At 71.7% G+C, this 22,874-nt stretch carries 24 protein-coding genes; 6 read left to right on the top strand and 18 right to left on the bottom strand.

Annotated elements, in window-relative coordinates; genetic code table 11:
• Window positions 1-11 precede the first annotated feature (11 nt).
• The 3 genes from tsf to HHX37_RS29790 all read right to left on the bottom strand — a co-directional run bounded on the left by tsf (window position 12) and on the right by HHX37_RS29790 (window position 3,819).
• Window positions 12-845, bottom strand: coding sequence for a translation elongation factor Ts (tsf, locus tag HHX37_RS29800; RefSeq protein WP_111701995.1), 834 nt, complete (start codon window positions 843-845; stop codon window positions 12-14).
• A 191-nt stretch (window positions 846-1,036) separates the two neighbouring features.
• Window positions 1,037-1,948: a 30S ribosomal protein S2 gene (gene rpsB / locus HHX37_RS29795; RefSeq protein WP_138463255.1), complete on the bottom strand. Its 912-nt coding sequence runs from the start codon at window positions 1,946-1,948 to the stop codon at window positions 1,037-1,039.
• A 296-nt stretch (window positions 1,949-2,244) separates the two neighbouring features.
• Window positions 2,245-3,819: a CoA transferase gene (locus HHX37_RS29790; RefSeq protein WP_310740598.1), complete on the bottom strand. Its 1,575-nt coding sequence runs from the start codon at window positions 3,817-3,819 to the stop codon at window positions 2,245-2,247.
• A 287-nt stretch (window positions 3,820-4,106) separates the two neighbouring features.
• Between HHX37_RS29790 and HHX37_RS29785 the strand changes: the two genes are divergently transcribed.
• The 5 genes from HHX37_RS29785 to HHX37_RS29765 all read left to right on the top strand — a co-directional run bounded on the left by HHX37_RS29785 (window position 4,107) and on the right by HHX37_RS29765 (window position 9,235).
• Entirely contained in the window at window positions 4,107-4,460 is a 354-nt protein-coding gene (locus HHX37_RS29785) for a YraN family protein (protein ID WP_117409805.1), read from the top strand.
• 1 nt (window position 4,461) lies between these two features.
• Window positions 4,462-6,009, top strand: a complete 1,548-nt coding sequence (locus tag HHX37_RS29780; protein ID WP_182887571.1) for a YifB family Mg chelatase-like AAA ATPase — start codon at window positions 4,462-4,464, stop codon at window positions 6,007-6,009.
• Window positions 6,009-7,334 carry a DNA-processing protein DprA gene (gene dprA / locus HHX37_RS29775; protein WP_220503254.1) on the top strand — a complete coding sequence of 442 codons (1,326 nt, stop codon included), beginning with the start codon at window positions 6,009-6,011 and terminating at the stop codon, window positions 7,332-7,334. Before HHX37_RS29780 ends, dprA begins: the two co-directional genes overlap by 1 nt.
• A gap of 114 nt (window positions 7,335-7,448) precedes the next feature.
• Window positions 7,449-8,369 carry a tyrosine recombinase XerC gene (locus HHX37_RS29770; protein ID WP_182887569.1) on the top strand — a complete coding sequence of 307 codons (921 nt, stop codon included), beginning with the start codon at window positions 7,449-7,451 and terminating at the stop codon, window positions 8,367-8,369.
• 146 nt (window positions 8,370-8,515) lie between these two features.
• A complete protein-coding gene (locus tag HHX37_RS29765; protein WP_220503253.1) occupies window positions 8,516-9,235 on the top strand; it encodes a cytidylate kinase family protein in 720 nt (239 codons plus the stop codon).
• On the opposite strand, the gene HHX37_RS29760 is transcribed toward HHX37_RS29765, so the two are convergent.
• From HHX37_RS29760 to rpsP, 10 genes are all read right to left on the bottom strand, one after another.
• The gene (locus HHX37_RS29760; RefSeq protein WP_182887568.1) at window positions 9,215-9,889 is read right to left on the bottom strand and encodes a M23 family metallopeptidase; all 675 of its coding nucleotides are present in this window, start codon (window positions 9,887-9,889) and stop codon (window positions 9,215-9,217) included. The two genes, HHX37_RS29765 and HHX37_RS29760, sit on opposite strands and share 21 nt — an antisense overlap.
• 179 nt (window positions 9,890-10,068) lie before the next feature.
• The gene (locus HHX37_RS29755) at window positions 10,069-10,392 is read right to left on the bottom strand and encodes a DUF2469 domain-containing protein (RefSeq protein ID WP_012888569.1); all 324 of its coding nucleotides are present in this window, start codon (window positions 10,390-10,392) and stop codon (window positions 10,069-10,071) included.
• A 78-nt stretch (window positions 10,393-10,470) separates the two neighbouring features.
• Window positions 10,471-11,196, bottom strand: coding sequence for a ribonuclease HII (locus tag HHX37_RS29750; protein WP_182883813.1), 726 nt, complete (start codon window positions 11,194-11,196; stop codon window positions 10,471-10,473).
• A gap of 78 nt (window positions 11,197-11,274) precedes the next feature.
• Window positions 11,275-11,967 (bottom strand): signal peptidase I, encoded by a 693-nt coding sequence (lepB, locus tag HHX37_RS29745; protein ID WP_310740596.1) that lies wholly within the window; start codon window positions 11,965-11,967, stop codon window positions 11,275-11,277.
• 80 nt (window positions 11,968-12,047) lie between these two features.
• Window positions 12,048-12,860, bottom strand: coding sequence for a signal peptidase I (gene lepB / locus HHX37_RS29740; protein ID WP_117409799.1), 813 nt, complete (start codon window positions 12,858-12,860; stop codon window positions 12,048-12,050).
• Window positions 12,861-13,018: 158 nt separating this feature from the next.
• Window positions 13,019-13,384, bottom strand: a complete 366-nt coding sequence (gene rplS / locus HHX37_RS29735; RefSeq protein ID WP_117409798.1) for a 50S ribosomal protein L19 — start codon at window positions 13,382-13,384, stop codon at window positions 13,019-13,021.
• 154 nt (window positions 13,385-13,538) lie between these two features.
• A complete protein-coding gene (gene trmD, locus HHX37_RS29730; protein ID WP_182887567.1) occupies window positions 13,539-14,387 on the bottom strand; it encodes a tRNA (guanosine(37)-N1)-methyltransferase TrmD in 849 nt (282 codons plus the stop codon).
• A 10-nt stretch (window positions 14,388-14,397) separates the two neighbouring features.
• The gene (rimM, locus tag HHX37_RS29725; RefSeq protein ID WP_138463261.1) at window positions 14,398-14,913 is read right to left on the bottom strand and encodes a ribosome maturation factor RimM; all 516 of its coding nucleotides are present in this window, start codon (window positions 14,911-14,913) and stop codon (window positions 14,398-14,400) included.
• 189 nt (window positions 14,914-15,102) lie between these two features.
• Entirely contained in the window at window positions 15,103-15,345 is a 243-nt protein-coding gene (locus HHX37_RS29720; RefSeq protein WP_117409795.1) for an RNA-binding protein, read from the bottom strand.
• A gap of 1 nt (window position 15,346) precedes the next feature.
• A complete protein-coding gene (gene rpsP, locus HHX37_RS29715) occupies window positions 15,347-15,802 on the bottom strand; it encodes a 30S ribosomal protein S16 (protein WP_117409794.1) in 456 nt (151 codons plus the stop codon).
• Between the two features lie 340 nt (window positions 15,803-16,142).
• Here rpsP and HHX37_RS29710 point away from each other — a divergent pair, with 340 nt between their 5' ends.
• Window positions 16,143-16,811 carry a DUF4232 domain-containing protein gene (locus tag HHX37_RS29710; protein WP_182887566.1) on the top strand — a complete coding sequence of 223 codons (669 nt, stop codon included), beginning with the start codon at window positions 16,143-16,145 and terminating at the stop codon, window positions 16,809-16,811.
• Between the two features lie 10 nt (window positions 16,812-16,821).
• Here the strand turns inward: HHX37_RS29710 and ffh are convergent, their stop codons facing one another.
• The 5 genes from ffh to HHX37_RS29685 all read right to left on the bottom strand — a co-directional run bounded on the left by ffh (window position 16,822) and on the right by HHX37_RS29685 (window position 22,774).
• The gene (ffh, locus tag HHX37_RS29705; protein WP_182877489.1) at window positions 16,822-18,378 is read right to left on the bottom strand and encodes a signal recognition particle protein; all 1,557 of its coding nucleotides are present in this window, start codon (window positions 18,376-18,378) and stop codon (window positions 16,822-16,824) included.
• 127 nt (window positions 18,379-18,505) lie between these two features.
• Window positions 18,506-19,057, bottom strand: coding sequence for a GTP-binding protein (locus tag HHX37_RS29700; RefSeq protein ID WP_182887611.1), 552 nt, complete (start codon window positions 19,055-19,057; stop codon window positions 18,506-18,508).
• Between the two features lie 7 nt (window positions 19,058-19,064).
• Complete coding sequence (locus HHX37_RS29695) at window positions 19,065-19,445, bottom strand: DUF742 domain-containing protein (protein ID WP_182887565.1); 381 nt, start codon at window positions 19,443-19,445, stop codon at window positions 19,065-19,067.
• A 3-nt stretch (window positions 19,446-19,448) separates the two neighbouring features.
• Window positions 19,449-19,865 carry a roadblock/LC7 domain-containing protein gene (locus HHX37_RS29690; RefSeq protein ID WP_208759341.1) on the bottom strand — a complete coding sequence of 139 codons (417 nt, stop codon included), beginning with the start codon at window positions 19,863-19,865 and terminating at the stop codon, window positions 19,449-19,451.
• Between the two features lie 5 nt (window positions 19,866-19,870).
• Window positions 19,871-22,774, bottom strand: coding sequence for a nitrate- and nitrite sensing domain-containing protein (locus HHX37_RS29685; RefSeq protein ID WP_310740595.1), 2,904 nt, complete (start codon window positions 22,772-22,774; stop codon window positions 19,871-19,873).
• Window positions 22,775-22,874 lie beyond the last annotated feature (100 nt).

Below are 22,874 nucleotides of genomic sequence, written 5' to 3'. Positions count from 1 at the left end.
GGCAATTAAGCCTAAGCCTGGCCGACCTTGTAGCGGGTGAAGGCCAGGACCTTGACGCCGGCCTCGTCCGCGACCTTCGCGATCGTCTTCTTGTTGTCCTTGACGAACGCCTGCTCAAGGAGCGTGAAGTCCTTGTACCAGCCGTTGACCCGGCCATCGACGATCTTCGGGATGGCGCCCTCGGGCTTGCCCTCCTCGCGGGTCATCTGCTCGAACAGCGACCGCTCCTTCTCGATGACCTCGGCGGGCACCTCGGCGGGGCTGAGGTACTTCGGGGCCATCGCGGCGGTGTGCTGGGCGATGTCCTTGGCGATCTCGGCGTTCGGCGTGTCGAGCTGCACGAGCACGCCCACGGCCGGCGGGAGCTGCGGGTCGGTCTTGTGCATGTAGGAGGTGATGAAGCCACCCTCCAGCACGGAGAACCGGCGGATCTCGATCTTCTCGCCGAGCGCCGCGTTGGCCTCGTCGAGCAGCTCCTTGACGGTCTTGCCGTTCAGCTCGGACTCGAGCAGGGACGGCACGTCGGCGGGCTTGCTCGCGACGATGTGCGCGACGATGTCGGCGGCGAGCTCCTGGAAACGCTCGTTCTTGGCGACGAAGTCGGTCTCGCAGTTGAGCTCCAGCAGCGCCGCGAGGGAGTCGCCCTCGTGCTTGACGGCGACCAGGCCGTTCGACGCGGTGCGGGCCTCGCGCTTGCCGACGTCCTTGGCGCCCTTGAGGCGCAGGATGTCGACGGCCTTGTCGAAGTCGCCCTCGGACTCCTCGAGCGCCTTCTTGCAGTCCATCATGCCGGCGGCGGTCAGCTCACGAAGCCGCTTGACGTCGGCCATGTTTACGGAAGCCATTGTCCAATTTCCTCTTCGGGACCCGGATGCGAATCGTCGTGGGGGCGGGGCCGGCCGTGTGGCGCGCCCGCCCGGTGGAGCCGTGGGCGCCGGTGCCCGGTACGGCACCGGCGCCTGGACCAGGTCTTCCCTGGGGTCCCCGCCTGTCGGAAGCGGCCGGAGCCGCGCCGGCGGGGACCGGTGGTTCTACCCTAGGCCTGCTCGGCCTGCTCGCCCTGCTCGGCGGCGGGAGCCTCGGCGGCCTCGGCAGCCGGGGCCTCCGCGGTCTCGGCGGCCGGAGCCTCGGCGGTCTCGGCGGTCTCAGCGGCCGGAGCCTCGGCGGCGGGGGCCTCCAGGAGCTCGCGCTCCCACTCGGCCAGCGGCTCGGCGGCGGCGACGCCCGCGGGCTTCTCGTCACCGCGACCGGCGCCCGCACGGGTCATCAGGCCGTCGGCGACGGCGTCGGCGATCACGCGAGTGAGGAGGCTGACGGCGCGGATGGCGTCGTCGTTGCCCGGGATCGGGTAGTCGACCTCGTCGGGGTCGCAGTTGGTGTCCAGGATCGCGACGACCGGGATGCCGAGCTTCTTGGCCTCGTTGATCGCGATGTGCTCCTTCTTGGTGTCCACGACCCAGACCGCGCTCGGGACGCGGGCCATGTCACGGATACCGCCGAGGGTGCGCTCCAGCTTCTCCTTCTCGCGGCGGCGCATGAGGAGCTCCTTCTTGGTGAGCCCGGAGCCGGCCACGTTGTCGAAGTCGAGCTCCTCCAGCTCCTTGAGCCGCTGGAGCCTCTTGTGCACGGTGGAGAAGTTGGTGAGCATGCCGCCCAGCCAGCGCTGGTTCACGTACGGCATGCCGACGCGCGACGCCTGCTCGACGATCGACTCCTGCGCCTGCTTCTTCGTGCCGATGAACATGATGGTGCCGCCGTGCGCGACGGTCTCCTTCACGAAGTCGTAGGCACGGTCGATGTACGACAGCGACTTCTGCAGGTCGATGATGTAGATGCCGTTGCGCTCGGTGAAGATGAAGCGCTTCATCTTCGGGTTCCACCGGCGGGTCTGGTGGCCGAAGTGAACGCCGCTCTCCAGCAGCTGCCGCATGGTGACGACAGGGGCCATGGTGATGGTCCTCCATGGTCGTGTGCCCTTGGGCACGGTCTCGGTTGGTCACGCGGGCCCTCTTGCCCGCGCCCTGACGCCCCGGGCCGCCACTTTCACCGGACGCGGTCCGGACCGAGAAAGGCGGCTCGTGAATGGGCGTGCGAATTCGGCCTAACAGGCCGTCGAACAGTCTACCCGGATCCGCCCCTTCCGATGACCCTCCGCGGGCGCGGCACCCGGCGGCGCCCCGCAGGCTCCTCCCGGCGCTCCCGAAGAGGGTCTTCACCTCGGCGGCTCCCGCGGGCGCGGCCCCTTCAGAGCGCCCAGGCGGCGGGGTGCTCACCCTGGCGGGGCGGCGGGGTCGTCCAGCCCGGCCGCACGCCCCCGGCGAGGCCGGGGGGCGTCACATAGGTGAGCGTGCCGAAGGAACTGTCCATCGTCGCCAGCAGATCCTCGACCGCAGGTCGCGGCACTCCCCCGCCGTCGATCCGGCCGAGATCGTCGAGCCAGGTCGCGGTCCGCGCCAGCGACACCTCGACGTGCCAGGAGCCGCCCTCGGCGGTGCGCCGGATCAGCGCCGCGACCGCGCCGAAGGCCGCCAGATATCCCGTGGCGTGATCGAGAGCCTGGGCGGGCAGCGGCGCGGGCCGCAGCCCGTCGCCGTTCTCATGGGCGATCCCGCTCGCCATCTGGACGAGGCTGTCGAACCCGCGCCGGGAGGCCCACGGCCCCCGGCTTCCGTAGGCGGAGACGTCGACGCAGACGACGCCCGGCCGCAGGGCGGCCAGGTCGTCCGGCCCGAAGCCCCTGGCCCGGAGTGTCCCCGGCCGATACGCCTGGATGACGACGTCGGCCCCGCGGACCAGTTCCCGCAGCCGCTCCCGGCCCGTCTCCGAGCGCAGGTCGACGTGGCACGACCGTTTGCCGAACGCCGTCTCCACCACGAGCCCCGGCACCTCCGGCAGGTGTGCGGCGCCCACCCGCAGGACGTCCGCGCCGTAGGCCGCGAGAGTGCGGGCGGCCACCGGACCGGCGATCACCCTGGTGAGATCGAGCGCCCGGACGCCGCCGAGCGGTCGTGCCCAGCCGCCCGCGCCGTGCTCCCCCACCTCGCCCCGGCCACGGCTCCCGCCGCCGTCCTCCGGGCCACCGGGGGCGGGCAGCCGGGAGAGACCGACCAGAGGGAGGCCGGCCAGGGCCCGCGCCTGCGGGTGCGCGAGCCATTCCGCCCTGCTCCGCATCGCGGCCGCGCAGCCGCCCTCGCGGACGACCGCCTCCTCGACCTCCACGGCCGTACGGCCGGCGCACGCCCTCTCGACGGCCTCCTTGCCCGACCCCGGGGCGAGCCCGAGCGCGCGCAGGGCGGCGTCCCTGTGGTGGTCGAAGTTGCAGTGGAGCCGGACCCAGCCGTCCGAGGCGGGGTAGTCCCCCGACAGGGCCGCCCAGACGTCCATGGCCTTCCCGTCTGTACGGAAGTGCCGCTCGCTCTGGAAGGCCACGGCGGCGTGGCGGACGTCGATCGCCACCTCGGGGTCACCGCTCCCCGCCCCCGAGTTCGGCCCGAGGCCCGGCACTGGGTCCGGCACTGGGTCCGGCACTGGGTCCGGCTTGGAGCTCGGCCCGAGGCCCGGCACTGGGCCCGGCACTGGGTCCGGCACTGGGTCCGGCTCGGAGCTCGGTCCCGCGATCGGCCCGGGATTCGGCCCGGCCGGGTGCCCGTGCCGGGTGGCGTACGCGGCGACGGCGGCGCTCACCGCGCCGGCCGACGCCGCGGCCATCGTGCCGAGCGGGAAGACGGACGGCAGCACGGGGTCCTGTCCCGTGACGCGCACGGAGGGCAGGGCGACCCCGACACCCGCCCCCAGATCCCGGATCAACTTCTCGATCACCGCCGACTCCTCACTCCCGAACGCCCGGCGAACCCTCCGCGTACGGCGCGTCACGTCGCCGCGGCGCGGTGCTTCGCCGTCCCGCCCGGGTGGACCGGGGCAAGTATCCACGCCGGTGCCCAGCCTGCCGCGGCCACCCCTCCCGATATCCCGCAGCGGGCCGGACTGTGGACAAGGGAGCGCTCCCCGTCCCGCGCCTGTGGATCGCTCCGCCTGTCCACAGAAAGGCGTTCGGCCGGACGTGGCCGAGGCGGGCTCGGCGAGTGTCGGGGGCCGGAGGTGGTCCCATGGCCGCGAAAGATCAATTGGGCAGGCACGGCGAGCAACTGGCCGTGACCTATCTGACGGCGCGAGGCATGCGCGTCCTCGACCGGAACTGGCGCTGCGCCGACGGCGAGATCGACATCGTCGCCCGGGACGGGAACGCGCTGGTCGTCGTGGAGGTGAAGACCCGCTCCGGGCGCAGCCACGGCACGGCCTTCGAGGCGGTGACCGGCGACAAACTGCTGCGCCTGCGCGCGCTGGCCGGCCGGTGGCTGGCCGCGCACGCCGAGCGGTTCGACACGATAAGGGTCGATGTGATCGCGCTGGAGAGGTTCGCGGGCGACTTCTCGCTCCGGCATGAACGCGGGGTGGTCTGAGGTGCCCGTCGCCCGGACCCACTGCGCCGGCATCGTGGGCGTCGCCGGACGCCTCGTGGAGGTCGAGGCCGACGTCGGCCGCGGCATAGCGGGAACGCACTTCATCGGGCTCCTCGACACCGCGATCAGCGAGGCCCGGGGGCGCGTGCGGTCCGCGTTGATCAACAGCGGGTTCGCCTGGCCGGACGCGCGGATCACCGTGAGCCTGTTCCCGGCCACCCTGCCCAAACGCGGATCGATCTTCGACCTGGCCATCGCTGTGGCCATCCTCGGCGCGGCCGGCGCGGTGCCCGCGCAGCGGATCGCGACGCCGGCGTTCCTCGGCGAGCTCGGCCTCGACGGGCGGGTGCGGCCCGTCAGGGGCGTGTTGCCCGCCGCGCTCGCCGCGGCCCAGGCGGGTGTGGGCACCATCGTGGTGCCCGCGTTCAACGCCACCGAGGCCGCTCTGGTGCCCGGCCTCACGGTCGTCCCGGTCACCTCCCTCGGCGAGCTCGTGGGATGGCTGCGAGCGGGCGACCTGCGCCGGCTCCCGATGGTGGCGGACGCCGCGTCCCTGACGGGGGACGACGACCGCACGGAGGACGCATCCGGGCCCGACCTGTGCGACGTGGCCGGGCAGCCGATGGGCCGCAAGGCGCTGGAGGTGTGCGCCGCCGGAGGGCACAACCTGTGGATGCTTGGTCCCCCGGGAAGCGGCAAGACCATGCTCGCCGAGCGCCTGCCGACCCTGCTGCCTCCACTGGACCAGGACAAGGCCCTGGAGGTGTCGGCCATCCACTCGGTGGCGGGCACGCTGCCGCCGGGACGCCCGCTGCTCACCCGGCCGCCCTTCATGGCCCCGCATCACAGCGCGACGATGGCGGCCGTCGTGGGTGGCGGGAGCGGCGGTGTCGTACGGCCCGGGGCGGTGTCGCTCGCGCATCGAGGCGTGCTCTTCCTCGACGAGGCGCCGGAGTTCGCGACCACCGTGCTCGACTCCCTGCGCCAGCCGCTCGAGTCGGGAAGGGTCACGATCTCCCGGGCCGTCGGCACGGTCACGTTCCCCGCCCGGTTCATGCTGGTGCTGGCGGCCAACCCCTGCCCCTGCGGGCTTCAGGGCACCGGCGGGCATCCCTGCAGATGCACCCCGGCGGGCCGGCGCCGCTACCTCGACCGGCTCTCCGGGCCGCTGCTCGACCGCATCGACGTCAAGGTGCGGATCGGCCGGGCCACCCGGGCCGAGTTGCTCGCCGACCGGCACTTCGTGGAGAACAGCGCGACCGTGGCCGAGCGGGTCCGGCAGGCCCGGGAGCGGGCCGCCCGAAGGCTTGCGGGCACTCCATGGCACACCAACGCCGAGGTGTCCTCGTCCGCGCTGCACCGCCGGTTCCGCCTGCCCGACACCGTCATGGCCCCGCTGCACCGGGGGCTCGACGTGGGCACGCTCAGCGCGCGCGGCCTCGACCGCGTGCTCCGGATCTCCTGGACGCTCGCGGACCTCGCGGGCGAAGACCGTCCGGGCCGCACCGAGACATCGGCGGCCCTCGCACTATGGCTCGGAGTGGACTGATGCGAGTGACCGACCCCTCGAAGAAGACCGAACGGCCCGGCGAGCCGGAGCGGCCGGATGGAGCGGAACACCCAGGCAAGCTGGAACAGCCAGGCGGAGCGGAACAACCGGGCGGAGCGGAACAGCCGGGCGGGACAGGGCAACCGGGCGGAGCGGAACAGCCGGACGAGTCGGCACGGCTGGCGCGGGTGGCTCTCATGCGCATGGCGGAGGCGGGTGACGCCGTGATGGGCCGCCTGATCGCCCGCCACGGCCCGCTGGACGCCATGGAGCAGGCGAGGCGGGGCCGGCTCGACCCCGGCTTCGTGCGTGAGGAGCGCGACCGCGGTGGCCCGTCGACCCGCCACGTGGACCTCGATCGGCACGCGGCCGCCTGGGCGGCCCGCTACAGAGATCCGGCCGCCGACCTCGCGGAGGGCCGGCGGCAGGGGGCGCGGCTCGTCGTCCCGGGCGACGCCGAGTGGCCCACCCAGCTCGATGATCTTGGGCATGTCAGGCCTTTCGGGCTCTGGGTGGACGGACCGGCAAACCTGCGTTTCTCCTGCCTGCGTTCGGTGTCGGTCGTCGGGGCCAGAGCCGCCACCGCGTACGGCACGACCGTGGCGGCCGAGTTCGCCATGAGCCTCGGCGGGCGAGGCTGGACCGTGATCAGCGGCGGCGCGTACGGGATCGACGGCGCGGCGCACCGGGGAGCACTGGCCTCCGGTTCGCCGACGATCGTCGTGCTGGCCTGCGGAACAGACGTCTGTTATCCCAGCGCGCACGAGGACCTCTTCCGCGTCGTGCGGGAGCGAGGGGTGATCCTCAGCGAGTGGCCACCGGGTACGCACCCCACCCGGCTCCGCTTCCTCGTCCGCAACCGGGTGATCGCCGCCCTGTCCCGGGGAACGGTCGTCGTCCAGGCCGCCGCCCGCAGTGGGGCGCTCAACACGGCCTCCCACGCCTCAGGCCTCAACAGGCACCTGATGGCCGTGCCCGGTCCCGTCACCACCGAGGTCTCCGCGGGCTGCCACATCCTGATCCGGCAGGGCAGGGCCGTCTGCGTGACCTCCCCGGAGGAGGTCGTCGAATTGGTCGGCTCCATCGGGGACGACCTCGCCCCGGAGCGGCGCGGCCCCGTCCGGCCTCGCGACGGGCTGAACGAGGAGACCAGGCGCGTCCTGGAGGCGATCCCGGCGCGTGGCGCGGCGGGTCCCGCGGCGATCGCCGTCTCAGCCGGGGTGGACATCGGGACGGCGCTGGCCTGCCTCGGCGTCCTGGCCGCCGCGGGATTCGTCGAGAACGCCGACCGAGGTTGGCGGCTGCGGCCCGCCGCCCGAACCTGACAGGGCGCCTCGGCACTCCCCCACATCGCCCCGAGCGCGCGTAGGTTCACCTGTGTGGGCCGCCCGCGCGGCCCGCCGGCGCGACAAGGGTGGAGTGCGAGAGGGTATGGCGGCATGACAGCGGGCGAAGGGCGGGACCGGGGACGGTTCGACGTCGTGCTGGAGCAGTTCGAGCGGCATCTGCGCCTCGAACGGGACCTGTCTCCGCACACGGTGCGGGCCTACCTGGGCGACGTCACCGCGCTGATCACGCACCTGACGGCCGCCGGGCAGACGGATCTGTCCGGCCTGGACATCACCGGCCTGCGTGACTGGCTGGGCGACCAGCACCAGGCCGGGCGCTCCAGGGCCACGCTGGCCCGCCGGACGGCGTGTGCGCGGGTCTTCACCGCCTTCTGTCACCGCCGGGGGTGGCTGGCGAGCGACCCGGGTCTGCTTCTCGGCACCGCCAAGGCGGAGCGCCGGCTGCCCAAGGTGCTGGACCAGACCGAGGCCGGGGCCGTTCTCGACGGGCCCCAAGCGGACGAACCCAAGGACCTGCGCGATCGGGCCATGCTCGAACTGCTGTACGCCACAGGCATGCGGGTGAGCGAGTTGTGCGGCCTCGATGTCGACGACGTGGACCGGGACCGCAACACGGTCCGGGTGATGGGAAAGGGGCGCAGGGAGCGGACCGTCCCGTTCGGCCTGCCCGCGCTCCGGGCGCTCGACGCGTGGTGTGTGCGTGGCAGGCCCCTGTGGGTCCGCGAAGGGAGCGGCCCGGCGCTCTTCCTCGGCGTCCGGGGAGGCCGCGTCGACCAGGGCACCGTCCGGCGCGTCGTCCACGCCCGGCTGGCCCGGGTGGAGGGGGCACCCGACATGGGGCCCCACGGGCTCCGTCACACCGCCGCCACCCACCTGCTCGAAGGCGGGGCCGACCTCCGGTCCGTCCAGGAGTTGCTCGGACACGCCTCGCTGGCCACCACGCAGATCTACACCCACGTGTCGATCGAGCGGCTCCGGGCGGCCTACCGCCAAGCCCACCCCCGGGCCTGACGCTCGTCGTGCCGACCCTTCATCGGCCAACCCCGCCCTCCTTCAGCGCCCGGCCGAGCCACCCCCGGACCAGTACGCAACGAGTCGTCCCCGTCGAACGCGAGCCGGCGACCGCAGCCTGACGTACGGTGCTGAAAAGAGACCCGGTGAGTGAGGCGGCGATGGACCAGGGCACCCGCGGCGAGCTCATCAGCCGGCTGGCCGAGGCGATCAGGTCCGTCACGGTCGGGCACCCGCTACGGGTCGCCATCGACGGCCCGCCCGCCTCCGGCAAGACCACGCTGGCCGACGAGCTCGCCGTCGTCCTGCGCGCGCAGGACCGCGACGTCATCCGCGCGACCATCGACGACTTTCTTCTCCCCCGTGCACAGCGCTACCGGCGCGGCCAGTACTCGGCCGAAGGCTGCTACTTCGACGCCCACGACCATGCCGCGCTGTGCCGGGTCCTGCTCGATCCGCTGGGTCCAGGCGGAGACCGCAGGTTCCGACACGCCGTCTACGACAGAGACGCCGACGCCCCGACGTCCCCGCCGGCCACGAGCGCCCCGGTGGACGCCGTACTGCTCTTCGACGGCGTCTTCCTCCTGCGCCCGGAACTCATCGACCGGTGGGACCTGCGCGTCTTCGTGTCCGTCCCATTCGAGACGACGGTGAATCGCGCCCGGGAGCGGAGCACAGCGCTGGCCGGATCCACCGCCGACACCGCCGCAGTCGAACGGACCTGGCGCGGCCGCTACATCCCCTCCCAGCAGCTCTACTTCGCCACCGCCCGCCCCACCGAGCACGCCGACATCGTCGTGTACAACGACCAGCTCCAACGGCCGGCCTGGGAGGTCCAGCCGCACTCATCGATACGCGGGATCTGACGATCGCTCGATGGGCCATCGGGGCAGGAGACGGACCTGCCCCTGACCGAAGAGGAGGAGCGGGTCGAGGTAGAGCCGGTCACGCAACGGGCCCCGCTCGCGCAGTAAGCCCGGGTCGCGCAACAAGCCCCAGTGGAGGCATGACACCGGGCAGTGCGCGGCGCCGTCCTCGATGACGCCGATGACCTGTCCGGCCACGACGACCTCACCGGGGCGTACCAGGGCGCGCACCGGCAGGTAGGTGGTGCGCAGCCCTCCGGCGTGCACGACCGTCACGACTCCCCGCCCGGCGACCCGCTCCGCCACTCCGGCCGTTCCCGGCCCCGCGGCCCTGACCTCCTCGCCGGGATCCGCCGCGAGGTCCACGCCCCGGTGCCCGGCGAGCCAGCGCTGTGCGGGCGGATCGAAGCGCCTGAGCGGCCGTGCCGGCCGGGAAAGCGGCCACATCCACCTGGGCGCGCCTCCGGGGAGCCGCATCCCCACGGGGCGGAACGGGCGGAACGGGCGGGGCGCCTTCGAGGACGCGGCGGACTGGGACGGCTTCGGGGAGAGGTTCGGGGGAAGAACCGCGCCGGTGAGGCGGGCGGCGGCCGAGGGAGAGGCCGCAGCCGCGATCAGCAGGACGACGACGAGCGGACAAGTGACGAGTCGCATGCGGCCAGGGTGCGCCGTACAGCCCCGCACCAGGCGGCCGAACGCCGTTCTGTGGACAGGCACCCACGTGGAAGACAACCGCCGCGCACGATCGGCCGCCGCACCGGATCGGCCGCCGCACCGGATCGGCCGCCGTGCCGGGTCAGCCGTCGTGCCGGGTCAGCCGTCGCCGGACGTGATCAGTTGGAGAAGCCTTCCTTCGGCATCTCGAGGTCCGGCTTGGCCAGTTCCTCGACGTTGACGTCCTTGAAGGTCACGACCCGCACGTTCTTCACGAAGCGGGCCGGGCGGTACATGTCCCAGACCCAGGCGTCCTGCATCTTGACGTCGAAGAAGACGTCGCCGTTCTCGGCGGTGCGCACGTCGAGATCGACGGAGTTGGTGAGATAGAAGCGCCGCTCGGTCTCGACCACGTAGGTGAACAGTCCGACCACATCGCGGTACTCCCGGTAGAGCTGCAACTCCATCTCGGTCTCGTACTTTTCGAGATCTTCGGCGCTCATCCCGGTCCTCCTCTTCCGCTCCCCGTCGAGATCCCCGTCGAGGTCCCCATCAAGATCGCCGGTCGAGACCGGCCCTCTTCAGAGGGCACCGGCCCCGACCTCATTCTCGCGCATGTCCCCATCCTGCCCCGTCCGCAGTCCCCGCGCCGGGACCGATGTCCCATGAGTCACCCTGGCCACCGTCACGAACGAGAACCGGTGCTGGGCGCACGGCCCGTGGCGGGCCAGCGCCCGTCTGTGGCCCGGCGTGACGTACCCCTTGTGCAGGGCGAAGCCGTACTGCGGGAAGGTCTCGTCGAGACCGTGCATCAGCCGGTCCCTGGTCACCTTCGCCACGATCGAGGCCGCCGCCACGCATGCCGCGACCTGGTCGCCCTTCCAGACGGCCAGCGACGGCGCGGGCAGCCCGGCCACCGGGAAGCCGTCCACGAGGACGTAACCGGGGACGAGCCCCAGCCCGGCGACGGCCCGCCGCATGCCGGAGACGTTGCACTTGTGCAGGCCGCGCTCGTCGATCTCCCCGGGCGGGATGACCACGACGCTCACGGCCCGCGCGGTCGCCACGATCCGCTCGTGGAGACGTTCGCGGACGGCCTCGGTGAGCAGCTTGGAATCGGCCAGCCCGTCGATCTCCCGCCCCAGCACGACCGCGGCGACCACCAGCGGTCCGGCGCAGGCGCCGCGCCCGGCCTCGTCCACCCCGGCGACCGGCGTGAAGCCCCGCCGGGCCAGGGCCCGCTCGTAGCCGTAGAGTCCGGAGTCCCGCCGTACGACACTCGGGCGCGGACGATAGGCAGCTGTCATGACGAGAAGCAGATTACGCCCCATTCGGGACCCGCGATACGGCCGAAACCGCCTCCCGCGGCAAAGCCGCAGGTGAGCTCAGTGAACGACCGAGAAAGTGTCGGGACGGGACAGGAACGAGATCCGGTTCAGCGGCCAGTAGCGCAGGAACGCGCGCCCGATGATGTCGTCCTCCGAGATCGTGCCCTGGTGTCCGTCGTCCATGTAGAAGCGCGAGTCGGCGGAGTTGTTCCGGTGGTCGCCCATCAGCCACACCCGTCCCTTGGGGACCTTCACGTCGAAGTCCCGGCCGGAGGGATAGACCCCTGGGTAGAGGTACTTGCCCTCCTCGTCCAGGGGCGTCCCGTTCACGGTGATGCGGCGCTTGTCGTCGCAGCACTTCACATGGTCGCCGCCGACGCCGATCACCCGCTTGATCGTGTCCTCGCCGTCCCAGCCCTTGAAGACCACGATGTCGCCGCGCTGCACGGACCCCAGCTTGTACGCGAGCTTGTTGACCACGACGTAGTCGTTGATCAGCAGCGTGTTCTGCATCGACTCCGACGGGATGTAGAACGACTGCAGGAGGAACGTGTGGATCAGCAGGGCGGCGACCACTCCGCCGACCATGTACAGGAGGGTGTCCCGCAGGCCCGAGGCCTTCTTGGCGGGCGCGCCCTTCCCCGGTTCCCCCGGCCCGGTCTCCGTCGGCACCGTCCCCGCCGGCCCGATCCCGGACGGCACCGTCTCCGGGGGTCCGGCCACGGCCGGGTCCTCGTCGACGGGACGCACGGGCCTACCCGCGCCTAAGCGGCTCTCGTCGGCCTCGCTCACTTGCTCTCGCTCTCTCCTCCGGGCTCGCCACGTCCGCCCTACCGCCGCCGCCTCAGCCTGCGCCCGAACCCGCGGCCCACCGCGACCAGCGGCACGGCCCCGGCGAAGCCCGCCACGAACGGCGCGGCTCCGGCGGCGGCCGCCTGGAGGGCCGGCTGCCCGAACGTGTCCGGGATCGGAAGGATCTTCGCCCGGTCGAACGGCCAGACGATGACGAACGCGCGCCCGATCACCTTGTCGGCGGGGATCGTACCGCCGCCCGGATCACCGGTGTGCAGGCGGGAGTCCCAGGAGAGCGAGCGGTGGTCGCCCATGACCCACAGGCGGCCCGGCGGCACGGTCACCTCGAACGGCCGGTCCGACGGCGCGTTGCCCGGGTACAGGTACGACTTCTCGTCGAGCGGCACGCCGTTGACGGTGACGCGGCCCTGGGCGTCGCAGCACTTGACCTTGTCTCCGGGCACGCCGATGACCCGCTTGATGTAGTCCTTCTCCCCCGGCACCATTCCGAAGGCCGTGCCGATCCAGCGCATGGCCCCGACGACGGGATTCGACGGCTCCTCTATCTGGACCTCGGGGTCCCAGGAGTCCACTCCGGAGAACACGACGACGTCACCGCGCGCGATGTCGCGTACGCGGTAGACGAGCTTGTTGACCAGGACCCGGTCGTTGATGAGGAGCGTGTTCTCCATCGACCCCGAGGGGATGTAGAACGCCTGGACCACGAAAGACTTGATCAGCAGGGCCAGAGCGAGAGCGACCACGATCAGAACGGGCAGCTCCCGCCAGAACGAGCCTTTCTTCTTGCCGTCCTCGGCGTTCTGCTTGACGTCTTCGGCGACCACGTCCACCCCGTCCTCGACAGGCGACTCGTGCCCGGCCCCTGTCCTCGCTAGCCAACGCTGCTGAGCCTAGATGATGTCCAGGACGGCGAGCGTCGAGGACACCGCATCCCCGGCCAAAAAGAAAGTGGCCCGCACCTGAGGCGCGGACCACCATCCCCAAGGCCCTACTTGGCGGCCGGCAGCGCCTCGCGCTTCTCGCGGATGCGGGCGGCCTTTCCGCGCAGGTCACGCATGTAGTACAGCTTGGCCCTGCGGACGTCGCCGCGGGTGACCAGAGTGATCTTCTCGATCACCGGGCTGTGGACCGGGAAGGTGCGCTCGACGCCGACGCCGTAGCTGACCTTGCGGACCGTGAACGTCTCACGGATGCCGCCGCCCTGACGGCGCAGGACGAACCCCTTGAACACCTGGATACGGGACCGGTTGCCCTCGACGACGCGGACGTGAACCTCCAGCGTGTCACCCGGGCGGAAGTCCGGTACGTCGCTGCGCAGGGCAGCCTTCTCGAGCTCCTGGATCTGCGTGTGCATGGCGGCGGTTCCTCATTGACATGAGCACGCGGAGGTCCACCCGGCCGGGCCACGGCTCGGCATCGAGGGGGACACGCGCGCTTGGCTTGATACGTCTTGTCTGCCACGTCTCGACCGGGGCTCACCCGGACATGCCGAAGGAGGCAGCAGCGGTTCAGTCTGCCACATCTTCCGGCGCTTCGCGAAACGCGGCACCCGGCGCGCCCTCCGGCGCGGCGGCGGACCGGCGTTCCCCGAACTCCTCGACGACCCGCCGGTCGTGCTTGTCGAGGCTCTCCGGGTCGAACCTGGCGGCCAGTTCCGGCCTGCGCTCCAGCGTGCGGCGCAGCGCCTCGTCCCGCCGCCACCGGGCGATCCTGCCGTGATGGCCCGACAGGAGGACCTCGGGCACCTCGTGCCCCCGCCACACGGGCGGTTTCGTGTAGACGGGGCCTTCCAGCAGGTTGGCCATCGCACCGGGGGCGAAGGAGTCGTCGGCCACCGACCGCGCGTTGCCGAGGACCCCCGGCAGCAGCCTGCCCACGGCCTCGACCATCACCAGGACGGCGGCCTCTCCCCCGGCCAGGACGTAGTCGCCGATGCTCACCTCGTCGGCCCGCAGGCGGGCGCCGTACTCCGCCACCACCCGGGAGTCGATGCCCTCGTACCGGGCGGGCGCGAACAGCAGCCACGGCTCCTTGGCGTACTCCAGCGCCACTTCCTGGGTGAACGGCCGTCCGCTCGGCGTGGGCACGATCAGCCGGGGCAGCGTGTCCTCGCCGGAGGCGGCGCGTCCCTCGCCGATCACGGCGTCGACGGCCGCGCCCCAGATCTCCGGTTTCATCACCATGCCGGGGCCCCCGCCGTACGGCGTGTCGTCCACCGTCTTGTGGACGTCCTGGGTCCAGTCGCGGAGTTGGTGCAGGTGGATGTCCAGGATGCCGCGCTCGCGCGCCTTGCCCATCAGGGAGACGTCGAGCGGGGCGAAGTACTCCGGAAAGATCGAGATGATGTCGACGCGCACGCGGCCGCTCCTACTCCGCCTCGGTGTCGAGCAGTCCGGGCGGAGGGTCGACGACCAGGATCCCCTTCCCGAGGTCGATCTCGGGCACGAGCGCCTTGACGAACGGGATGTACGCGTCGTCGCGGGACGGCCGGGTCACCACGAGAAGGTCCTGGCCGTGGTGGAGGACGTCGGCCACCTCGCCGACGCGTTCTCCCCCGGTCGTCACGACCGTCAGGCCGATGAGTTCGTGGTCGTGGAACTCGTCGGGGTCCGCCAGCGGCGGCAGGTCCGCCGAGTCGACGACGAGCAGGGTGCCGCGCAGCGCCTCGGCGGCGTCGCGGTCCGCCACGCCCTCGATGGTCAGCAGCAGGATGTCCTTGTGCCACCGGGACCGCTCGACGGTCACCGGGCCGGCCGAGGCCGGTTCGGTGGCGAGCGTCGTACCCGGGGCGAAACGCGAATCCGGGTCGTCGGTGCGCACCTCGACCGTGACCTCGCCTCGCACGCCGTGCGGACGGCCGATCCTGCCCACGACTAGCTGCACGTGCCGCCTACCTCCGCAACAATCCTTCTTCGTCACTTTCAGCCCGGGAAACCCGCACCGGGAGGCCCGTCCCGAGGCGTCACCGCATCCCGCGGACCACCCTCGGAAAGCCCCGGAGGACCCCGGAAAACACACCGGGGGACCCCGGTGCGGGGTCCCCCGGGCGCGAGTATCGCCGCCAGAGCCGGCTCAGCGCGCCTCTTCAAGGTCGACCAGGTCGATCCGCACGTACTTGCCGTCCGACAGCGCGTTGACGACGGTGCGCAACGCTCTGGCCGTACGGCCGCCACGGCCGATCACCTTGCCGAGGTCGTCGGGGTGCACCCGGACCTCGAGAACGCGCCCGGTGCGAATGCGCCGGGCGCGGACCCGGACGTCGTCCGGGTGCTCGACGATGCCCTTGACCAGGTGTTCGAGGGCTTCCTCGAGCACCTCAGGCCTCGCCTTCCGGCTTCTCCTCCGCGGCCGGGGCCTCGGCGGTCTCTTCGGCCTTCACGGGCTTCCTGGCCTTCTTCGGCGTGGTGGCGGCGGCGCCGGTGTCGCCCGACAGCGACTCCCGGGCCGCGGCCTCGTACGCCGCGTGCCGGTCGGGCTTGGGCTCGGCGACCTGGAGCGGCGTGGCGGGGGCGGGCTCGCCCTTGAACTTCTGCCAGTCGCCGGTCAGCTTGAAGATCTTGAGGACCGGGTCGGTCGGCTGCGCGCCGACGCTCAGCCAGTACTGCGCCCGCTCGGAGTTCACCTCGATGCGCGAGGGGTTCTCCTTCGGGTGGTAGAGGCCGATCTCCTCGATCGCACGGCCGTCCCGCTTGCTCCGGGCGTCGGCGATGACGATGCGGTACTGCGGGTTGCGGATCATTCCGAGCCGCTTGAGCTTGATCTTGACTGCCACGGGTGTGGTCTCTCCTGCATTAGAGCGTGGGTGAGCGGTGTCTCGTCGAGTGGGGCACGACGGGAGCCCGCTCGAGGGACAGACGCGGCCGGCGGAGGTGAGAGGGCATCCGCCTGGTCACGATGTTCCAGCCTGACATTCTGCCAGATGATTGCGCATGCTCGGGCAACGACGGCCCCGCCGCCGTCCCCGTTTTCCCGCCACCCGGCAATGGCAGCCCGAAGAAGGACCACCCGGAGAAGGACCCGGAGAGGCCGCGCCGGAGTCAGGGAGACGCACGTCCACGTGAAAGGGCGTCCGATCACGCGAACTGACCGGCGGCATCGGCCGTCCAACAGGCATGCGAGCAATCACGAGCAGGGCCGGCGTCGCGGCGGCGGCCATCCTGCTGTCCACCGGCTGCGCCCTGTCCACCGGCCACGCCGCGCCCCCGGCCGCCACCGGGGCGTCGGCCGCCGGCACAGGCGGAGACACGGGCACGGTCTCCACCGTCCCGGCACGCACCGCCGCCCTGACACCGGCGGCGGCTCGCGGCACCGTCCGCGCGGCCTCCGCCTCCATCGCCTCCACCGCTTCCACGGCCTCCGCCGCGAAGGGGCCCGCTCGGTGCCGTACGACGGGACTGCGGGCCCGCGTCGGACGGCAGGACCCCGGGGCGGGCAACCGCTACGCGCCGCTCGTCCTGACCAACGCCTCGGGCCGGACCTGCTGGGTCTACGGCTTCGTCGGGCTCGTCCTGATCGACGGCCGGGGCGACGTGCTGCGCACCCGCACCCGGCGCGAGAGCGTGACGCCGCACCGGGTCACGCTGCGGCCCGGCGCGAGCGCGCACGCGCGGCTCCACTGGACGGTGGTGCCGACCGACCACGAGACCCGGTGCCCCGTCTCGGCCCGGCTGATGATCATTCCGCCGGACGAGGTGGCGCACCTGGAGGTCCCGTTCACCGCCTCGATCTGCGACGACGGCAGGATCGACGCCAGGCCGATGTCTCCCGGCTCCGGCCTCTGACCCGCGCTCGTTACTTCTGGCCGGGCAGCTTGAGCTTGGAGGGGTCGAAGCCGGGCGGAAGCTCCAGGCCGGGAGGCAGCTGACCGCCGTTCCCAAGGTTGCCGAGCAGGCCCTTGGGCAGCTTCGGCTCGGCCGAGCCGTCCGACGACGCGTTCGCCCCGGCCTTGCCGAGCGCGGCCTTGCGGGGGTCGCCGCTGACGCGGCGGCCCTTCTTGGCCTTCTGCGCCTTCTGCTTGCGCCCTCCGGGCATCCCCGGGATGCCCATGCCCTGGGTCATCCGCTTCATCATCTTCTGCGCCTCGAAGAACCGGACGACCAGGTTGTTCACCTCGGTGACCGTCACTCCGGAGCCCTTGGCGATGCGCGCCCGGCGGGAGCCGTTGATGATCTTCGGGTCCTGCCGCTCGCCCGGGGTCATCGAGCGGATGATGGCGGCGACGCGGTCCAGGTCGCGGTCGTCGACCTGGTTGAGCTGCTCGCGCATCTGGCCCATGCCCGGCATCATGCCGAGGAGGTTCTTGATGGGCCCCATACGGCGGACCATCATCATCTGCTCGAGGAAGTCGTCCAGGGTGAAGCCGTCGCCGGAGACGAGCTTGCCCGCCATCTTGGCGGCCTCCTGCTCGTCGAACGTCTTCTGCGCCTGCTCGATCAGGGTGAGGATGTCACCCATGTCGAGGATCCGGCCGGCCATCCGGTCGGGGTGGAAGGCGTCGAAGTCCTCAAGCTTCTCGCCGGTGCTGGCGAACATGATCGGCCGGCCGGTGACGTGCCGCACCGACAGGGCCGCGCCGCCGCGGGCGTCGCCGTCGAGCTTGGTCAGCACGACGCCGTCGAAGCCGACGCCCTCCATGAACGCGCCGGCGGTGCTCACGGCGTCCTGGCCGATCATCGCGTCCAGCACGAACAGGACCTCGTCCGGCGTGACCGCGTCGCGGATGTCGGCGGCCTGCTTCATCAGCTCCTGGTCGATGCCGAGGCGGCCGGCGGTGTCGACGATGACCACGTCGTGCTGCTGGCGCCGCGCGTGGTCCACCGACTGCCGCGCCACCGCGACCGGGTCGCCCACGCCGTTGCCGGGCTCGGGGGCGTACACCGCCACCCCGGCCCGCTCGGCCATGACGGCGAGCTGCTGCACGGCATTGGGTCGCTGCAGGTCGCAGGCCACGAGCAGCGGGGCGTGCCCCTGGTCGCGCAGCCACTTGGCGAGCTTGCCGGCGAGGGTCGTCTTACCCGAGCCCTGGAGACCGGCCAGCATGATCACGGTCGGCGGGTTCTTGGCGAAGCGGAGCCGCCGCGTCTCACCGCCGAGCACCTCGATCAGCTCGTCGTTGACGATCTTCACGACCTGCTGGGCGGGGTTCAGCGCCTGGGAGACCTCGGCGCCGCGGGCCCGCTCCTTGATCCGGGCCACGAAGTCCTTCACGACCGGCAGCGCGACGTCCGCCTCAAGAAGCGCGATACGGATCTCGCGGCAGGTCGCGTCGATGTCGGCGTCGGAAAGCCTGCCTTTGGACCGAAGGGAGGAGAAGACCGAAGTCAGCCGGTCGGAAAGCGTCTCGAACACGTGTTTGGCCAGCCTCGAAGCGAGTGGACGGGTCGGTGAACCATCAGTCTCCCCAGACTATCCGCCCGTACGGCGTTCACGCCCGCGCCGCCAAGGTGAGATCGCAGGACGGCGGCGTCCGGGGTCGTCAACGGAGCGCGCCGACGTGCGACGTCAGGGCGTGCTCGACGAGCCTGATCAGGGTGCTCTTCACCGACTCCCGGTCCCGGGCGTCCGTACGGACGATCGGAATCCCGGGTGAGATCGTGAGCGCCTCCCGCAGTTCGTCGTCCGAATGGGTGTGCTGCCCGTCGAAGCCGTTGACGCCGACGACGAACGGCAGCCGCGCCTCCTCGAAGTAGTCCACCGCGGGAAAACTGTCGGCCAACCGCCGGGTGTCGACCAGCACCACCGCACCGATCGCCCCCCGCACCAGGTCATCCCACATGAACCAGAACCGATGCTGACCCGGCGTACCGAACAGATAAAGAATCAGATCCCGGTCCAGCGATACCCGCCCGAAATCCATCGCCACCGTCGTGGTCGTCTTGTGCGGCACCAGCCCCACGTCATCCACACCCGCCGACGCGTCGGTCATCACCGCCTCCGTCGTCAACGGCACGATCTCCGACACCGCCCCCACGAAAGTCGTCTTGCCCACACCGAAACCCCCCGCGACCACGATCTTCGTCGAGGTCAGCCCCCGGCTAGAGCCTGCGAAGTCCACTGAGCACCCTTTCCAGCAAGTTCAGATCCGGCTTACCCGCCTCCAACTGCGGCTGATGCACATGCACCAACCCCTCCGCCGCCATGTCCGCGATCACCACACGAACCACACCCAGCGGAATCCGCAGCAACGCCGACACCTCCGCCACCGACCGCACCTGACGGCACAGGGAGGCGATGGCCCGGTGCTCCGGCGGCCTCGTGGACAGGTCGTAGTGCGTGGTCGTGGCGGAGGAGACCAGCGCCTCCAGCGCGAGCTGCATACGTGGCGTCGTACGCCCGCCGGTGACGGTGAACGGGCGCACCGGGGAGGCAGGCTCCTCCGGGAGCGGGCCACCGGGCCGCTGTCCCCAGGGGTCCATGCGTCACCTCCGCGGGTGGGAGGCTTGCAGCTCGGCCCGGACCGCGGGGGTCAGCACCTGCCCCGCACGCTCCACCAGCAACGTCATCTGATAGGCCACCAGACCGAGATCGGAGTCCGCCGCAGCCAGCACCGCCAGACACGACCCGTCACTGATCGACATGATCAGCAACAAACCCCGCTGCATCTCCACGACCGTCTGCACCACCGGGCCGCCCTCGAACACCCGGGACGCCCCCTGCGTCAGACTGATCAACCCCGCGGCCACCGCCGCCAGCTGATCCGCCCGATCCTTGGGGAACCCGTTCGAGAACGCCAGAGGCAACCCGTCGGCCGACACCACCACGGTGTGCGCGACCCCCGGGACCGCACTCACGAAATCACTGATCAGCCAGTTCAGGCCGCGTGCGCCCTGGCTCAACTCCCTCATGCGCCGTCCCCTTTCTTCGTCGGATAGCCCTCGTCCTCACTCAGCTCGCCCCGGGCCACCGCCCGCCCCTGCCGCACTCCCTGCTGGAAGCTGGACAGACGGCTGCGCGCCCGGTCCGGCGACAGGGGCGGCCGCGGCTGCTGTGGCGCCGGCGGCGTCTGCTGCGCCGCCGCCGGCGCCGCCGGCGGCTGCTGTGGTCCGGTCGAATCCGCCGAGCCGGGCACCAGATTGGCCTTCGGGACCCGCTTCGGCAGGCCGGAGGTCGTCGTGCCCTCCCACGCCGGTTTCTCGGCGGCCGCGGCGGCGGCCTGCCATCCCGCGTCCGTGGCCTGCTCACGCTGCCACTCCGACGGACCGGTGTCGGTGGCGGGCGTGCGCCGGAACCACGCCGACTCCACGGAGGCGAAGATCGGCAGGAACTCCTCGGCCGGCGGCGCCGGCGGCGCTCCGCCCGTTCCCACCGGCGCTCCGTACACCGGACCGGTCTGCGTGGGGCCGGCAACGGGGCCGGACGGCATGGGGACCGGCCCGGTGTTGACGGAGAACGCCCCGGACTGGGCCGTGATCGGACCCGAAACGGCGGGATCGGAGAAAGCGGGAGCGGAGAAGGCGGAACCGGAGAAAGCGGAACCGGAGAAAGCGGACCCGGCGACGGTGGGAATCGGGCCGGTCGCCTCGCCGGGCAGGGGCTCGAACGGGCGCATCCGCGAGAACGCCCCGGGCTGCCGGGCGGCAGGCAGCGCCGCCGGCGCCGCCGCGGGAAGGCCCTGCGGGCGGTCGTTCCAGCCGGACGACTGGCCGGTCTGCCCGCTCCAGGCGGGCGCGAAGGCTCCCGCGTAGGACTGCTCCGGGTACGACGCGCGGCCCATGAGGCTCTCCGGCAGCAGGACCATGGCGGTCAGCCCACCCCCGTCGTGCGGCCTGAGCTGCACCCGGATGCCGTTGCGCATGGCGAGACGGCCGACCACGAAAAGGCCCATCCGGCGGGACACCGACACGTCCACCACCGGCGGGTTCGCCAGCCTCCAGTTGGCCTGGGTGATCTCCTCGGTGGTCATCCCGATGCCGGAGTCGGTGACGGAGATCATCACGCCCCCGCCGTCGATCCGGTTGCCCGAGACGGCCACGCGGGTGTCGCGGGCGGAGAACGACAGCGCGTTCTCGACCAGCTCCGCCATCAGGTGGATGACGTCGTTGACGGCCTGGCCGGCGATCGAGACGTCCGAGGGGAAGTTCAGCACCACCCGCTCGTAACCCTCGACCTCCGACAGCGAGGCCCGCAGGACGTCGGTGATCTCGACGGGCCGGCTCCAGCGGCGGGCGGTCTCCTGCCCTGCGAGGACCAGCAGGTTCTCACTGTTACGGCGCATGCGGGTCGCGAGATGGTCGAGCTTGAACAGGTTCCCGAGCCGCTCCTCGTCCTGCTCGCCCTGCTCCAGCCCGTCGATCAGGGTGATCTGCCGCTCCACCAGCGTCTGCGTGCGCCGCGACAGGTTCACGAACATCGCGTTGACGTTGCCGCGCAGGCGCGCCTCGTCGCCCGCCAGCCGTACGGCCTCGCGGTGGACCTCGTCGAAGGCCCGCGCCACCTCGCCGATCTCGTCCGCCGACATCACCCCGATCGGCTGCACCTGCTGAGTGCCGGCCGAGTCGGACTCGCGCAGCCGCTGGACGAGGTCGGGCAGCCGGTGACCGGCGATCTCCAGCGCCTCGCTGCGCAGCCGCCGCAGCGGCCGGACGACCGAGCGGGCCATGACCAGGGTGATGATCAGGACCACTATCAGGACGGCGACGACCAGGATCACGTTGATCGCGGCGACCCTCTGGTCGGATGCCTGGAACTCCTCGCTGCGCCCGATCACCGAGCGAGCGAGCGCCAGGTTGACCTTGTGCATCTGGTCGCCGGTCTCGGTGATCGCGTCGAACCAGGTGTCCGCGGCCTGTCCGCCGGGCTCGATGCGGTGCAGTGGCAGGCCGTCGCGGGTGAGGCTCAGGGCGAGGGCGCGCAGGTACTCGGCCCGGTCGACCTTCTGGCCGGTGACGGTGTCCGAGAAGAGCTGGCGCTGCGTGGCCGTGGCCTGCGCGAGGAACGCGTTGCGCTCGCTGACCTCGCGGGCGCGGGCGGCGGTGAACGCGTCGATCTCCGCGTTCTCGAACCGGTTCCGCACCAGGGCGGCGGCGAGCAGCGCGCGCTGCTTGGAGACCTCCTCCTCGGTTCGCGCGAGCGAGGCCATCGACTTGAGACCGGTGATGACGCCTTCGTCCACCGCGCCCTGCACGGTCTCGTCGTACAGCCGCAGCGCGTCGGCGACGAACAGCGAGTACTTCTCGATCGCGGGCAGCGCGGGAAGCTTGCTCTCCAGGACCGTGGTGCGCAGCGCGGGCAGCTCGTCGAGGCGGCCGCGCAGGCGGACGAGGTCGGCGCGGCCGATGTCGCCGAACGCGGCGCCCGCGGTGTCCGCCTTCGCCCGCACCCGCTGCGCCGCCGCGTCGACCGCCGACTGCTGGTCGCGGATCAGCGAGAGCATCGCCCCGCCCCGGCGGTCCAGCGCCACGTAACGGGCCGTCAGGTCGCGTTCGAGCTGCAGCTCGTGGACGAAGTCACCGACGCCGAGGACCAGCTCGGCCACGTCCTGCACCCGGCGGTACTCCGCCGCGCTGCTGATGGAGGAGGTCACCCGCAGGCCGCCCAGCGAGACCGCGACGGCGGTCGGCACCAGGATCAACGCCAGCAGCCGGGTGCGCAGCCGCCAGTTCTTCAGCGCCAGCCGGCTGCCCGCGTCCTGCCCGGGCTGCGCCGGTTGCTCTCCCTGCTCCCCGGCGGACGCCTCGGAGCCGGCCGGCAGCGGGGGCGGCTTCCGTTCACTACGACGACCGCTCTCGGCTGTTGCCGTCCTCACTGATGCAACCTCACGCGGTTCTTCTAGATGGGATTCGGACCTATCACTCGGGATACCTCCCACAAGACATCGGCAATTGGAGCATAAGGCGACGAGATAG

The sequence above is a fragment of the Microbispora sp. H10885 genome, from assembly GCF_014161415.1.
GTDB lineage: Bacteria > Actinomycetota > Actinomycetes > Streptosporangiales > Streptosporangiaceae > Microbispora > Microbispora triticiradicis.
The sequence above is the reverse complement of the archived record's forward strand: the minus strand, read 5'-3'. Positions and strand labels throughout refer to the sequence as shown.